The organism is Cupriavidus mimosae (assembly GCF_023952485.1).
Classification (GTDB): domain Bacteria; phylum Pseudomonadota; class Gammaproteobacteria; order Burkholderiales; family Burkholderiaceae; genus Cupriavidus; species Cupriavidus taiwanensis_C.
Window position 1 is genome coordinate 402,076 of the sequence record NZ_JALHRY010000004.1, and the last position, 11,717, is coordinate 413,792.

Genomic DNA, 11,717 nt, shown 5'->3' on the forward strand with positions numbered 1-11,717 from the left:
CTCAGCCCTGCAAAATGGAAGAAACCAGCAACTGCGTGTACGGATGCTGGGGGTCGTCGAGGATCTGGTCGGTCAGGCCCTGCTCGACTACGCGCCCGCCCTGCATCACCAGGGTGCGGTGCGCCAGCAACCTGGCCACCGCCAGGTCGTGGGTGACCAGCACCGCGGCCAGGTCCAGGTCGGCCACCAGGCGGCGCAGCAGGTCCAGCAGCCGCGCCTGCACCGACACGTCGAGCGACGCCGTGGGCTCGTCCATGAACACCAGGCGCGGATGCGTGACCAGGTTGCGCGCGATCTGCAGGCGCTGCTGCATGCCTCCGGAAAACGTGCCGGGCACGTCGTCCAGCCGCGCCAGGTCGATCTCCATCTTCTCCAGCCAGTTGCCGGCGACTTCGCGCAGGTTGCCGTAGTGGCGCTGGCCCACGGCCATCAGCCGTTCGGCGATATTGGCGCCGGCGCTGACCTGCATGCGCAGGCCATCGCGGGCGTGCTGGCGCACGAAGCCCCAGTCGGTGCGCGCCAGCAGCCGCAGGCGTGCGCTGGACAGCGTGGCCAGGTCGGTCAGGCCGGACTCGCGCATGGCGTAGCTGACCGTGCCGCGCTGCGCCGGCGCCTGCATCGACAGCGCCTGCAGCAGCGTGCTCTTGCCGGAGCCCGACTCGCCCACCACGCACAGCACTTCGCCAGGATAGAGGTCGAAGCTGACATCATGGCAGCCGTGCAGGCCGTCCCAGGTGCGCGTCAGGTTGCGCACCGACAGCAGCGGGACGGGGCTCATTGCGCGCCTCCGGCCGCGGTGTCGACGGCTTGCGCGGCCTGGCGCCCGGCGCAGTACTCGGTATCCGAGCACACGAAGCGGCGCGTGCCGGCATCGTCGGTGATGATCTCGTCCAGGTAGCTGTCGGTGGCGCCGCACTGCGCGCAGCAGTTGGACCATGACTCCACCGTGAAGGGGTGGTCGGCAAAGTCCAGGCTCTTGACCGCGGTGTAGGGCGGCACCGCGTAGACGCGCTTTTCGCGGCCCGCGCCGAACAGCATCAGCGCCGGGCTGCGGTCCAGCTTGGGGTTGTCGAACTTGGGGATGGGCGAGGGCCGCATCATGTAGCGCTGGTTGACGATCACGGGGTAGTCGTAGGTGGTGGCGATGTGGCCGTGGCGGGCGATGTCCTCGTACAGCTTGACGTGCATCGCGCCGTATTCCGCCAGCGCGTGCATGGTGCGGGTCTCGCCTTCGCTGGGCTCCAGCCAGCGCAGCGGCTCGGGAATCGGCACCTGGAACACCACGGTCTGCCCCGCGCGCAGCGGCGTTTCGGGAATCCGGTGGCGGGTCTGGACGATGCTGGCCGCGGTGGTGCGCTCGGTGGTCGGCACGCCGGTGACGCGGGCGAAGAAGCGGCGGATATTGATGGCGTTGGTGGTGTCGTCCGAGCCCTGGTCGATCACCTTGAGCACGTCGTCCTTGCCGATGATGGCGGCCGTCACCTGGATGCCGCCGGTGCCCCAGCCATACGGCAAGGGCATCTCGCGGCTGCCGAACGGCACCTGGTAGCCGGGAATCGCCACCGCCTTCAGCAATGCGCGGCGCAGCATGCGCTTGGTCGATTCGTCGAGATAGCCGAAGTTGTAGTGCTCGTCGCGGGCGATGCCCGCGGCCATGGTGGTGTCGGCGGCGCTCATGCCAGCGTCTCCTCTTGCGGCTGTGGCTGCGATGGTGGCGGCGATGGTGGCGCGACCGCCGCGGGCACGGCGCTGTGCGGCGCGTCGGCCGGCTCCGCGCGCAGCCGGCGCAGCAGTTCCAGGTTGGCCTGGAAGTCCACATAGTGCGGCAGCTTCAGGTGCTGCACGAAGCCAGAAGCCTCGACGTTGTCGCTGTGGTACAGCATGAACTCGATATCGTTGGCGGGCGCGTCGGCGGCCTCGCCGAGCGCTTCGGCGCGCATGGCGCGGTCGGCCAGGGCCATCGACATGGCCTTGCGCTCGTTGTAGCCGAACACCAGCCCGTAGCCGCGCGTAAAGCGCGGCGCCTCGTCGGCATTGCCGGCGAACTGGCTCACCATCTGGCATTCGGTCAGCTCGATCACGCCGATGGTGACGGCAAAGCCGAGCTCTTCGACGAACAGCTCCACCTCGGCGGTGCCGTAGCGGATCTCGGCCGCGAACGGGTGCGAGTTGCCGTAGCCGCGCTGGGTCGAGTAGCCCATCGACAGCAGGAAGCCCTCGTCGGCGCGCGCCAGGTTCTGCAGGCGCGCGGCGCGGCCGGCGGGGAAGGTCAGCGGCTCGCGCGTCAGGTCGGGCGGCGTGGGGTCGCCGGCGGGAATCGCGTCGGCTTCGACCAGGTCGTCCGCTTCCAGCAGGCTGGTCACGCGCGGCATCGCGGCGGCGAGCGGTTCCTGATCAGCGGGCAAAGGCTGCGGCGCGCGGCCGGTTTCGAGCGAGAAATCCAGCAGCCGCTGCGTGTAGTCATAGGTGGGCCCCAGCACCTGGCCGCCCGGCACGTCCTTGAAGGTCGACGAGATCCGGCGCTGCAGGCGCATCGCGCCGGTATCGAGCGGCTGCGTATAGCCGAAGCGCGCCAGCGTGGTGCGGTACGCGCGCAGCAGGAAGATCGCCTCGATCTGGTCGCCGGCGGCCTGCTTGAGCGCCAGCGCCGCCAGGTGCGGGTCGTACAGCGAGCCCTCGGCCATCACGCGCGACACAGCCAGCGGCATCTGCTCGCGGATCTGTGCCAGCGTCAGTTCCGGCACCGCGGTGTCGCCGCGGCGATAGGCGTCGAGCATCCGGTAAGAATTGAGGATGGCGCGCTCACCCCCTTTGACAGCTACGTACATGTCAGTCCTCCACGATGGTGGTGCGCGTCAGCGCGCAGAACCGGTCGCCGCTGCACAGCAGCAGGTCCACGCCGAGCGGGAAGCCGGCGTTGTTGGCGCGCCAGGCCGCGCGAAAGCCCGCCGGCAGGCCGGCAACACGCAGCGCTTGCGTGTGCTCGATGCCGGGGCCGCGCAGCGTCAGGGCTTCGCCGTCGGTGAGCGAGGCCACTTCCACCAGCAGCGTGGCCGAGCGGTCCGGGAAGGCCGGGTCGCCCTGCGCGCAGTCCGTGAGCGCCGGCATGGCATGGCCGGCCGGCACGCAGACAAAGGCCGCGGCGGCGGGCGCTTCCGTCAGCCGGCAGCCGCAGTGAAAGCGCAGGAAGGCACGCGCCGCGGCCGGCACGGCGGCAGGCAGCCAGACCGGCGTATCGGCATCGGCCAGCGTCAGCAGCAGCGCGGCCAGCGCCGGCGACAGTCCCTCGGGCAAGCCGCTGCGGGCCGGCAGCGTCTGCAGCTGGCCCGGATGTGAAAACGCCTGCAGCGCGGCGCGGAACACCTGCTGGGCGTCGTCGACCGGATCGTTGAAGCCGGGCAGCAGCGCGGCGGCCGGCGCGGACAGCATGGGTTGAGCGGCGGGCATCTCAGTCTTCTCCGCGGACCATGGTGAAGAACTCGACGCGCGTCTGCGCGGCCGTGGCTGCCGCCTGCGCTGCGCGGCTCGCGTGGGCGTCGGCCAGCGGCGCGAGCACCAGCGCCTGCACGCGCTGGTGCCAGGCCGGACGCTGCAGCAGCGCATCCAGCACCGCGGCCTGCTCGGCATGGCGCACGCTGCGCCCCTGGACATAGGCGACGCCGGCAGCAGCGTCGGGGGCGCCATCCTCCAGCACCACCGCGCAGCGCGTTACCGTGATTTCCCCAAGGTTGAACTGGGCGCCGGTGCCGCCCGCGCGGCCCCGCACCATCGCCATGCCGGGCTCGGGCTTGCGCAGCAACCGGTAGGCGGGCAGGGCCTGCGCTTGCGCAAGCCGTTGGTAGGCGCCGTCGAGCGCATCGGTCGGCGCAGTGGCCAGGATCCGCATCCAGGCGGCGCGGGCGCCATGGGCGGCGGGCACATCGGGACGCGCGGTTTCGCTTTGCATCATCACCCCTATACGTCTATACGTTTAGATGTCGTTGCCGGAACTCGCAGCCACTAGACCACAGGCAAATGAACGTTTCATGACGGGGCAGGGGATTGCTCGGGCACGCTGCCAGCGCGGCATGGCTGGGGCACAATCGCACGAGATGGGTTAACGCTTGATGACAAGAGGACAGCGCACGATGTCTGATCGGGAAGTGGAACGGGGTTCGGGCGTCGCGGTGTGGCGCCAGATTGGCGAGGCGCTGGCGGAGGACATCCGCAAGAAGCTGTACCTGCCGGGCGAGCAATTGCCACCGGAGCCGGAGCTCGCCAACCGCTTCGCCGTGAACCGCCATACCATCCGCCGCGCCATGGGCGAGCTGGAACTGAGCGGGCTGGTGCGGATCGAGCAAGGACGCGGCACCTTCGTGCAGGAGCACGCCATCGACTACGCCATCGGGCGCCGCACGCGCTTCTCGCAGAACCTGGCGGCGCAAGGCGTGCGCGGCCATACCGAAGTCGTCGCCAGCCAGGTGGTGCGCGCGCCGGAGGTGGCCAAACAGCTCGGGCTGGCGCGCACCGCGGAGCTGCTCCATGCGCAGATGATCGGCAAGGCCGAGGCACGCACCATCGACGTGGCCGAGCACTACTTCGACCTCAAGCGCTTTCCCGGCATCGACGAAGTGCTGCGCGCCAGGCAGTCCGTGTCGCGCGCACTGGCGCATTTTGGCATTGCCGATTACACCCGCAAGTGGTCGCGCATTACCGCGGCGATGCCGAGCGCGCCGGTGGCGCGGATGCTGAACCAGCCCAAGTCGCGCCCGGTGCTGCAGGTCGAGGCGCTGAACGTCGATATCGACGGCAACCCGGTGCAGTACAGCGTGGTGCGCTTCGCCGGCGACTGGGTGCAGCTGACGGTGTCCGACCGTGACTGACGCTGCCGCGCGGGATTGGTCTAGACATCCGGCTGTCACCTGCCTGCGCTACTGTCTGCGGTCAACCCCACCAAACCAGGGCAGTATGCGCCTGCGCGCGCGTGATGCCGCTGGTAACCTTGCCGCATGACTCAAGCCGCGTACCGCTACGCCATCTACCTGTCGCCATCCGGCCCGCTGCGCACCTTCGGCAGCCACTGGCTGGGCCGCGACGCCGACACCGGGGCCACGCTGCCGCCGCCCCCCGACATGCCCGCCGCGCCGGCGGACTGGACCAGGGCGCCGGCACATTACGGCCTGCACGCCACCCTGAAGCCGCCGTTCCGGCTTGCCGACGGCGCCAACGGGGCGATGCTCGATGCCGCCGCCCGCGATCTTGCGCGCCGGCAGGCGCCGTTCGACGCAGCGCTGGCCTTGTGCGCGCTGCGTGGTTTTGTCGCATGGACGCTCGCCGCTGGCGGCTCGCCGCCGATGCAGGCACTGGCCGATGCCTGCGTGCTGGCCTTCGACCCCTTGCGCGCGCCGCCTTCGGCACAGGAACTGGCCAGGCGCACCGCGGACCAGCTGAGCGCAGAAGAGCGCCGCATGCTCGACGCATGGGGCTACCCCTATGTGTTCGGCACCTTCGTGTTCCATATCACCCTGACCGGCATGCTCGATGCTGCCGGCCAGCGCGCCGCGATGGCGCAGCTCGAGGCGGCCAGCGGCAAGCTGCTGCAAGCGCCGATGCATGTAGACCGCATCAGCGTGTTCGTGCAGCCGGCCCAGGGGGAGGACTTTGTGGTCGCCCGCCATTACGGCTTCGACGGCAGCACCGCGGACGGCGCCGGCGCGGCGTATCTGGGCGCATGAGCGCGGCAACCGTGGCCGACGGACACGGCCTGTTCTACCTGATGGGCCCGTCCGGCAGCGGCAAGGACTCGCTGCTGCGCGCGCTGCGCGAGCGCCTGGGGACGGACCACCGCATTATCATCGCGCATCGCTACATCACCCGCGCCGCCGACGCCAACGAGGCCTCGGTGGCGCTGACGCCCGAAGAGTTCCACCGCCGCCGCGCGCTGGGCTGCCTGGCGCTGGACTGGCATAGCCACGGCCTGCACTACGGCATCGGCATCGAGATCGAGCAGTGGCTGGCGCGCGGGCTGACGGTCATCGTCAACGGCTCGCGCGAGTACCTGCCGCAAGCGGTGGCACGCTACCCGAAGCTATGCGCGGTGCACGTACGGGTGCGGCCGGAAGTGCTGGCCGCGCGGCTGCGCCTGCGCGGACGCGAGGCGGAAGAGGCGATTGCAAAACGGCTGGCCCGCGCACGGCAGGCATTCGCCGTGCCGCCAGGATGCCGGCTGGTCGAGATCGACAACAGCGGTGGGCTGGATACCGCGGTGGCGGCCCTGGCGCAACTGGTGGGCGCTGCACCTCCAGCGGCACTGCGGGCCTGAGTTCAGAGCCCGATGCTGAAGCTGATGCCATGCTCGGTAAAGCCGAGCTGGCGATAGAACTGGTGGGCGCGCAGGCGTCGCGCATTGGATGACAGCGCCAGCTTGGCCGCGCCGGCTTCCCGCGCCAGCCGCATCGCCTCGCGCATCATGGCCTTGCCGATGCCCATGCCGCGCGCGGCCGGCGCCACCACCACGGCCTCGACGATGGCCTCGGGGCGCCCGTCGTGGACCATCACAGGAAACACCAGCAAGCTGAAGGTGCCCAGCGGCACCTCATCCGTACCCACCATCATGTAGCAACGGTAGTCCGGATAGCGGCGCATGGTGGCATAGCGCTCGCGCATGGTAGCGAGCGGCAGCGGCGCCTCGCCGTCCATCGCGGCCAGCAGCGCGGACAGGTGCAGCAGCTCCGCGTCGGAGCCGCGCACTTCGCGCAGCGCGAGAGAGACTTCGGTGGTCGGCATGGCGTTCAGACCAGCACCTTGCGGATCTGGGCGGACAGGATGTCGATGGCCGAGACGAACACGATGATGATGATCATCACGGCACAGGTCTGCCCATACTGGAAACTGCGGATGATTTCCCACAGCACGGTGCCGATGCCGCCGGCGCCGACGATGCCCACCACTGACGCCGAGCGCACGTTGGATTCGAAGCGGTACAGCGCGAACGACAGCCACAGCGGCAGCACCTGCGGAATCACGCCATAGACGATTTCCTCGACCGGGCCGGCGCCGGTGGCACGCACGCCTTCGACCGGGCGCGGGTCGATGGCTTCGACCGCTTCGGCAAACAGCTTGGCCAGCACGCCGGTGGTGTGGATCCAGATCGCCAGCACGCCGGCGAACGGGCCCAGCCCGACAGCGACGATAAACAGCATGGCGAACACCATTTCATTGATGGCGCGGCACGCGTCCATGACGCGGCGCGCGGGCTGGTAGACCCAGGCCGGCACGATGTTGGCCGCGCACAGCAGCCCCAGCGGCACCGCCATCACCACGGCTAGTGCCGTGCCCCATAGCGCGATCTGCACGGTGACCAGCATCTCGTCCAGGTAGTGGCGCCAGTCGCGGAAATCGGGCGGGAAGAAATCCGCCGCGAACCTGGCCATGTTGTCGGAATCGCGCAGCAGGTCGAGCGGGCGCATGTCGGCGCCTTGCCACGACAGGGCCAGCATCGCCAGCAGCACCGCCCAGGTCAGCGGCACGGCAAGGGGCGTGCGCGGCGGGCGCACATGGCTTCGGGGCGTGGGAGGCAGGCCGGGCGTGGCGGTGACGGTCATGGAGCGGTCCGGATACAGCGGAGAAATGAAATCGGGGCGAGGCAGGCGGCGACGGGCCACCGGCCTCGGTGGGACAAGTCGAACAGCGTGAGGAACAGCGGGCTGGTTACTGCGTGCTGCTGCTGGTGCTGCCGGCGGCCTTGTCCAGCTCTGCCAGGCGGCGGGTCACGTCGGACAAGCGCTTTTCCTTGTCGGCGGCGGCCAGCGTGGTGTCGGATTCGATCTTGGCCTTTTCGCGCGCCAGCTCGATCTGGCGGATCGGCACCAGTTGCGCATCGCTCGAGGCGCGGAAGCCCTGGTAGGTCAGGGTTGCCAGCACCTGCTTCTCGCGCGCCGCGTCGGTGCCCTTGCCGTAGTTGACGAAGAAGGTCTGGATCTTCTTCTTCAGTTCGGGCGCCAGGTCCTTGCGGTAGACCATCGGGTCGGCCGGGATCAGCGGCGACTTCCACAGCACGCGCACCTGGTCATAGGCGTTCTTGCCCGTGTTGATGCGGTAGCGCTCCATGTTCTCGGTGTTGTTGACGGCCGCGTCCACCTGCTTGTTCAGCACCGACAGCAGGTTGGTTTCATGGTTGCCGATGCGCACGGCCTTGAACAGCGTCTTCGGCTCGACCTTGTTGGCGCTCCACAGGTAGAAGCCCGGCACCGCCGTGCCCGAGGTGGAGTTGGGGTCGCCGGCGCCGTAGGTCAGGTCCTTGCCGCGCTTGATCACGTCCTCGACACTCTTCAGGTCGCTATCCTTGTTGACCACCAGCACCGACCAGTAGCCCGGGTTGCCGTCCTTGTCGATCACCGACGCGAAGACCTCGCCGCTGGCGCGGTCCACGGCTTCCATGGCCGACTTGTTGCCAAACCAGGCGATCTGCACCTTGTTGAAGCGCATGCCTTCGATGATGCCGGCATAGTCCGAGGCAAAGAACGGCTTCACCGGCACGCCCAGGGTCTTGCTCAGGTCGTCGATCAGCGGCTGCCAGGCGCTCTTCAGGTTCGACGACGATTCGGTCGAGATAAAGCCGATGTTCAGGCTCCTGGCCTCCTGGGCAAAGGCGGGCAGGGTGGGCAGGGCAACCGCGGCAGAGGCCACCACGGCGATGAAGGTTCTGCGAAGCATGGGCAACTCCGGTGGAAAGCGCTTTTGGGTTGAATGGGTCTGCGGGCAACCGCTCAGGCGGCAGCCAGGTTCATCGTGACCAGCGCCGGGGCCGGCATGGGCGCGGCGCTTTCGTCGTCTTCGGGCGCGGCATCGCGCAGCAGTTCGCCGGCTTCGGTGCCGTAAAGGTCGCGCAGCATGGCCGGCGTCAGCGCGGCCGAGGGGCCGTCATAGACCAACTTGCCATGGCGCAGCGCGACCACGCGCGGGCAGTAGCGCATGGCCACGTCCACCTGGTGCAGCGACACCACCACCGCCACCTTGCGGGTGCGGTTGATCTGCCTGAGCAGCGACATCACGCGGCGCGAGGATTCCGGATCGAGCGAGGCGATCGGCTCGTCGGCCAGGATCACGCTGGCGTTCTGCACCAGCGTGCGCGCAATCGCGGCGCGCTGCTGCTGGCCACCCGACAGCGTCGAGGCGCGTTGAAAGGCATAGTCGTCTATACCAACCTGCGCAAGCGCATCGAGCCCGCTGCGGATTTCGCCGGCCCTGAACAGGCGCAGCAAGCCGCGCCACCTGGGTACGCGCGCCAGCATGCCGACCAGAACATTGGTGATAACCGGCAGGCGTCCCACCAGGTTGAACTGCTGGAACACGAATCCGATCTCGCGCCGCACCTGGCGTACGTTGCCGGCCAGGCGGCCGCTGCGCTGCACGTGGCGGCCGTTGACCAGGATCTCGCCGGCGCCGGCGTCGCCGGTGACGAATCCGGCCACGTGGCGCAGCAGCGTAGACTTGCCGGATCCGGACGCGCCCAGCAGCGCGACCATCTCGCCCGGTGCGATCTGCAGCGTGACATCGTCAAGCGCCTTGCGGTCCGCACGGAACGATTTGCTCAAGCCGCGGACTTCAATTGCGTGCGTCATGTCGACTCCCCTGACTTGAATGACCTGCGCATTCTGGCGGGGGTGGATGACAGAACGATGACCGGCGCAACGATCCGGGTCATCGGACACCGGTTTCGGCGGGCCAGGCCGGCGAGCCGGTAAAGTCTTGCTTATTTCCCCTTGCCGGCCGCGCCGGGTTGCCGGCACACCATGATCCCGACGGTCTGATATGAACAAAACGCTAGAAAGGGCAATGCGGGGCATTGCCGCCGCCGCGGCGCTGCTTTGCGGTGCCACGGCCCATGCCGCCGAAGTCGATGCGGCCACGCTCGAGCGCATCGTCGACGCGGCGATCCGGCCGGTGATGCAGGCGCACGATGTGCCGGGCATGGCCGTGGCCGTCACGGCCGGCGGCAAGCAGTATGAATTCCACTACGGCGTCGCGGCGAAAGCCGGCGGCCGCAAGGTCGACGCCGATACGCTGTTCGAGATCGGCTCGGTCAGCAAGACCTTCACCGCGACGCTGGGCGCGTATGCGCAGGCACGGGGCGACCTGTCGCTGACCGACCCTGCCGCGAAATACCTGCCGCAACTCGCGGGCGGCAGCGTGGGCGCAACCAGCCTGCTGGACCTGGGCACGTATGCGGCCGGCGGGCTGCCGCTGCAGTTTCCGGAGGGCGTCACCGATACCGGCAAGATGGTCGACTATTTCCGCAACTGGCACCCCCGCTATGCCGCCGGGACCCACCGGCAATACTCGAATCCGAGCATCGGACTGTTCGGCTATCTGGCCGCGCGCAGCATGGGGCAGCCCTTCGACGCGCTGATGGAGAAGACCCTGTTTCCCGCGCTGGGTCTGCGCAGCACCTACATCACGGTGCCGAAGACGCGCATGCGCGATTATGCCTATGGCTACGCGAAGGACGGCAAGCCGGTCCGCGTGACGCCGGGCGTGCTGGATGCCGAGGCCTACGGCGTGAAGACCACGGCGGCCGACATGATGCGCTTCGTCATGGCCAACATCGACAGCAGCGGGCTGGACGACACCATGCGGCGCGCGCTGGCCACGACCCGCACCGGCTATTTCAAGGTCGGCGACATGGTGCAGGGGCTGGCGTGGGAAATGTACCCCTGGCCGGCGCAGCGCGACAGCGTGCTGGCGGGCAGCTCGCCGCAGGTGGTGTTCGAGGCCAACCCGGTGGTGCGGCTGGAGCCGCCGCAGGCGGCGCGCAGCGGCATGCTGGTCAACAAGACGGGCTCGACCAATGGCTTCGGCGCCTATGTCGCCTACGTGCCGTCGCAGCGCATCGGCATCGTGATGCTGGCGAACAAGAACTACCCGGTCGCGGAGCGGGTGAAGGCGGCGTTCAAGGTGCTGCAGTATCTGGACGGACATGCGCCGGGGGAGGGCAAGCCTTGAAGCGATGTCTGGTGCGATTGACTTCGTGGAGGCGCCGACCCTCACCCCCGCCCCTCTCCCGCAAGCGGGAGAGGGGAGCAAACACGCGGGCCAGAAAAGCCAGAGGGATCGCCAGCGACAACGCAATTCAGCGCTGCAGAACTTTGAAGAGCCAGAATTTTTCACCGGCGACGGAATAGTCCTGGCGCCTCGCGTGTATACGCAGGAAACTATCCCGGTCCGGGCACACCTTGGCCGGGCCAACCGGAGACCCTGCGATGCAACAGAGATCCCCACGCCATGGCGCCGGCACCGCGGCACGCGCGCTGGCGGCACTGTGCCTGTTGGCCGCAAGCCTGGCCGCGCCGGCCCAGGACGCGCACCAGCACCCGGGCCAGGCGGCGCCGCCGCCCTTCGTCGCCAGTACCGCCAAGCCCTATGCCGGCCTGATCGATGACGCCATGGGCGTGATGCACCACGGCATGACGCATGCCCCCACCAACGGCATCCCCGACCATGACTTCGTCGCCATGATGATCCCGCACCACCAGGGCGCGATCGACATGGCCAAGGCGCTGCTGCTGTACGGCAAGGATCCGGCGCTGCGCAACCTTGCGCAGGGCATCATCACCGAGCAGCAGAACGAGATACGGCTGATGCAGGCGTGGCTGCAGCGCCACCAGCCCCAGCCCTCCCAATCCACGCCGCCGCGTTGACCGGCCCATGCCTGTCGCGCGCCTCATGCCAACCGCATC

At 68.8% G+C, this 11,717-nt stretch carries 14 protein-coding genes; 5 read left to right on the forward strand and 9 right to left on the reverse strand.

The annotated features are described in order from the left end of the window. Nucleotide 1: 1 nt before the first annotated feature. The 5 genes from phnK to phnG are packed head-to-tail and all read right to left on the reverse strand — an operon-like array spanning nucleotide 2 to nucleotide 3,949. Nucleotides 2-778: a phosphonate C-P lyase system protein PhnK gene (gene phnK, locus MKD50_RS10435; protein ID WP_115700480.1), complete on the reverse strand. Its 777-nt coding sequence runs from the start codon at nucleotides 776-778 to the stop codon at nucleotides 2-4. After that, a complete protein-coding gene (locus tag MKD50_RS10440) occupies nucleotides 775-1,677 on the reverse strand; it encodes an alpha-D-ribose 1-methylphosphonate 5-phosphate C-P-lyase PhnJ (RefSeq protein WP_252667080.1) in 903 nt (300 codons plus the stop codon). The genes phnK and MKD50_RS10440 overlap by 4 nt, the downstream gene beginning before the upstream one ends. Continuing rightward, nucleotides 1,674-2,828, reverse strand: a complete 1,155-nt coding sequence (locus MKD50_RS10445) for a carbon-phosphorus lyase complex subunit (protein WP_252667081.1) — start codon at nucleotides 2,826-2,828, stop codon at nucleotides 1,674-1,676. The genes MKD50_RS10440 and MKD50_RS10445 overlap by 4 nt, the downstream gene beginning before the upstream one ends. 1 nt (nucleotide 2,829) lies before the next feature. Next, nucleotides 2,830-3,447, reverse strand: coding sequence for a phosphonate C-P lyase system protein PhnH (gene phnH / locus MKD50_RS10450; protein ID WP_252667082.1), 618 nt, complete (start codon nucleotides 3,445-3,447; stop codon nucleotides 2,830-2,832). Between the two features lies 1 nt (nucleotide 3,448). Further along, a complete protein-coding gene (gene phnG / locus MKD50_RS10455) occupies nucleotides 3,449-3,949 on the reverse strand; it encodes a phosphonate C-P lyase system protein PhnG (protein ID WP_240070654.1) in 501 nt (166 codons plus the stop codon). A gap of 178 nt (nucleotides 3,950-4,127) precedes the next feature. On the opposite strand from phnG, the gene phnF reads away from it, so the two are divergent. The 3 genes from phnF (at nucleotide 4,128) to phnN (ending at nucleotide 6,301) form a co-directional block, all read left to right on the forward strand. Further along, nucleotides 4,128-4,862 carry a phosphonate metabolism transcriptional regulator PhnF gene (gene phnF, locus MKD50_RS10460; protein WP_252667083.1) on the forward strand — a complete coding sequence of 245 codons (735 nt, stop codon included), beginning with the start codon at nucleotides 4,128-4,130 and terminating at the stop codon, nucleotides 4,860-4,862. A gap of 126 nt (nucleotides 4,863-4,988) precedes the next feature. Continuing rightward, the gene (locus tag MKD50_RS10465; protein WP_252667084.1) at nucleotides 4,989-5,714 is read left to right on the forward strand and encodes a DUF1045 domain-containing protein; all 726 of its coding nucleotides are present in this window, start codon (nucleotides 4,989-4,991) and stop codon (nucleotides 5,712-5,714) included. Beyond that, entirely contained in the window at nucleotides 5,711-6,301 is a 591-nt protein-coding gene (gene phnN / locus MKD50_RS10470) for a phosphonate metabolism protein/1,5-bisphosphokinase (PRPP-forming) PhnN (RefSeq protein WP_115700500.1), read from the forward strand. The genes MKD50_RS10465 and phnN overlap by 4 nt, the downstream gene beginning before the upstream one ends. Nucleotides 6,302-6,303: 2 nt before the next feature. Here the strand turns inward: phnN and MKD50_RS10475 are convergent, their stop codons facing one another. The 4 genes from MKD50_RS10475 to phnC all read right to left on the reverse strand — a co-directional run bounded on the left by MKD50_RS10475 (nucleotide 6,304) and on the right by phnC (nucleotide 9,602). Further along, on the reverse strand, nucleotides 6,304-6,765 hold the full coding sequence (locus MKD50_RS10475) for a GNAT family N-acetyltransferase (RefSeq protein WP_240070657.1): 462 nt from the start codon (nucleotides 6,763-6,765) through the stop codon (nucleotides 6,304-6,306). A gap of 5 nt (nucleotides 6,766-6,770) precedes the next feature. Then, the gene (gene phnE, locus MKD50_RS10480) at nucleotides 6,771-7,583 is read right to left on the reverse strand and encodes a phosphonate ABC transporter, permease protein PhnE (RefSeq protein WP_252667085.1); all 813 of its coding nucleotides are present in this window, start codon (nucleotides 7,581-7,583) and stop codon (nucleotides 6,771-6,773) included. A gap of 106 nt (nucleotides 7,584-7,689) precedes the next feature. Further along, nucleotides 7,690-8,694 carry a phosphonate ABC transporter substrate-binding protein gene (phnD, locus tag MKD50_RS10485; protein ID WP_252667086.1) on the reverse strand — a complete coding sequence of 335 codons (1,005 nt, stop codon included), beginning with the start codon at nucleotides 8,692-8,694 and terminating at the stop codon, nucleotides 7,690-7,692. A 53-nt stretch (nucleotides 8,695-8,747) separates the two neighbouring features. Then, complete coding sequence (phnC, locus tag MKD50_RS10490; protein ID WP_252667087.1) at nucleotides 8,748-9,602, reverse strand: phosphonate ABC transporter ATP-binding protein; 855 nt, start codon at nucleotides 9,600-9,602, stop codon at nucleotides 8,748-8,750. Nucleotides 9,603-9,792: 190 nt separating this feature from the next. On the opposite strand from phnC, the gene ampC reads away from it, so the two are divergent. Continuing rightward, nucleotides 9,793-10,983, forward strand: a complete 1,191-nt coding sequence (ampC, locus tag MKD50_RS10495; RefSeq protein WP_371925324.1) for a class C beta-lactamase — start codon at nucleotides 9,793-9,795, stop codon at nucleotides 10,981-10,983. A 257-nt stretch (nucleotides 10,984-11,240) separates the two neighbouring features. Continuing rightward, nucleotides 11,241-11,678: a CopM family metallochaperone gene (copM, locus tag MKD50_RS10500; protein WP_252667089.1), complete on the forward strand. Its 438-nt coding sequence runs from the start codon at nucleotides 11,241-11,243 to the stop codon at nucleotides 11,676-11,678. Nucleotides 11,679-11,717: the final 39 nt, after the last annotated feature.

Coding starts and splice junctions, on each gene's coding strand:
- phnN (WP_115700500.1), top strand. CDS start 5,711: ATGAGCGCGGCAACCGTGGCCGACGGACACGGCCTGTTCTACCTGATG.
- MKD50_RS10465 (WP_252667084.1), top strand. CDS start 4,989: ATGACTCAAGCCGCGTACCGCTACGCCATCTACCTGTCGCCATCCGGC.
- phnD (WP_252667086.1), bottom strand. CDS start 8,694: ATGCTTCGCAGAACCTTCATCGCCGTGGTGGCCTCTGCCGCGGTTGCC.
- MKD50_RS10445 (WP_252667081.1), bottom strand. CDS start 2,828: ATGTACGTAGCTGTCAAAGGGGGTGAGCGCGCCATCCTCAATTCTTAC.
- phnC (WP_252667087.1), bottom strand. CDS start 9,602: ATGACGCACGCAATTGAAGTCCGCGGCTTGAGCAAATCGTTCCGTGCG.
- copM (WP_252667089.1), top strand. CDS start 11,241: ATGCAACAGAGATCCCCACGCCATGGCGCCGGCACCGCGGCACGCGCG.
- MKD50_RS10475 (WP_240070657.1), bottom strand. CDS start 6,765: ATGCCGACCACCGAAGTCTCTCTCGCGCTGCGCGAAGTGCGCGGCTCC.
- phnG (WP_240070654.1), bottom strand. CDS start 3,949: ATGATGCAAAGCGAAACCGCGCGTCCCGATGTGCCCGCCGCCCATGGC.
- phnF (WP_252667083.1), top strand. CDS start 4,128: ATGTCTGATCGGGAAGTGGAACGGGGTTCGGGCGTCGCGGTGTGGCGC.
- ampC (WP_371925324.1), top strand. CDS start 9,793: ATGAACAAAACGCTAGAAAGGGCAATGCGGGGCATTGCCGCCGCCGCG.
- phnH (WP_252667082.1), bottom strand. CDS start 3,447: ATGCCCGCCGCTCAACCCATGCTGTCCGCGCCGGCCGCCGCGCTGCTG.
- phnE (WP_252667085.1), bottom strand. CDS start 7,583: ATGACCGTCACCGCCACGCCCGGCCTGCCTCCCACGCCCCGAAGCCAT.
- phnK (WP_115700480.1), bottom strand. CDS start 778: ATGAGCCCCGTCCCGCTGCTGTCGGTGCGCAACCTGACGCGCACCTGG.
- MKD50_RS10440 (WP_252667080.1), bottom strand. CDS start 1,677: ATGAGCGCCGCCGACACCACCATGGCCGCGGGCATCGCCCGCGACGAG.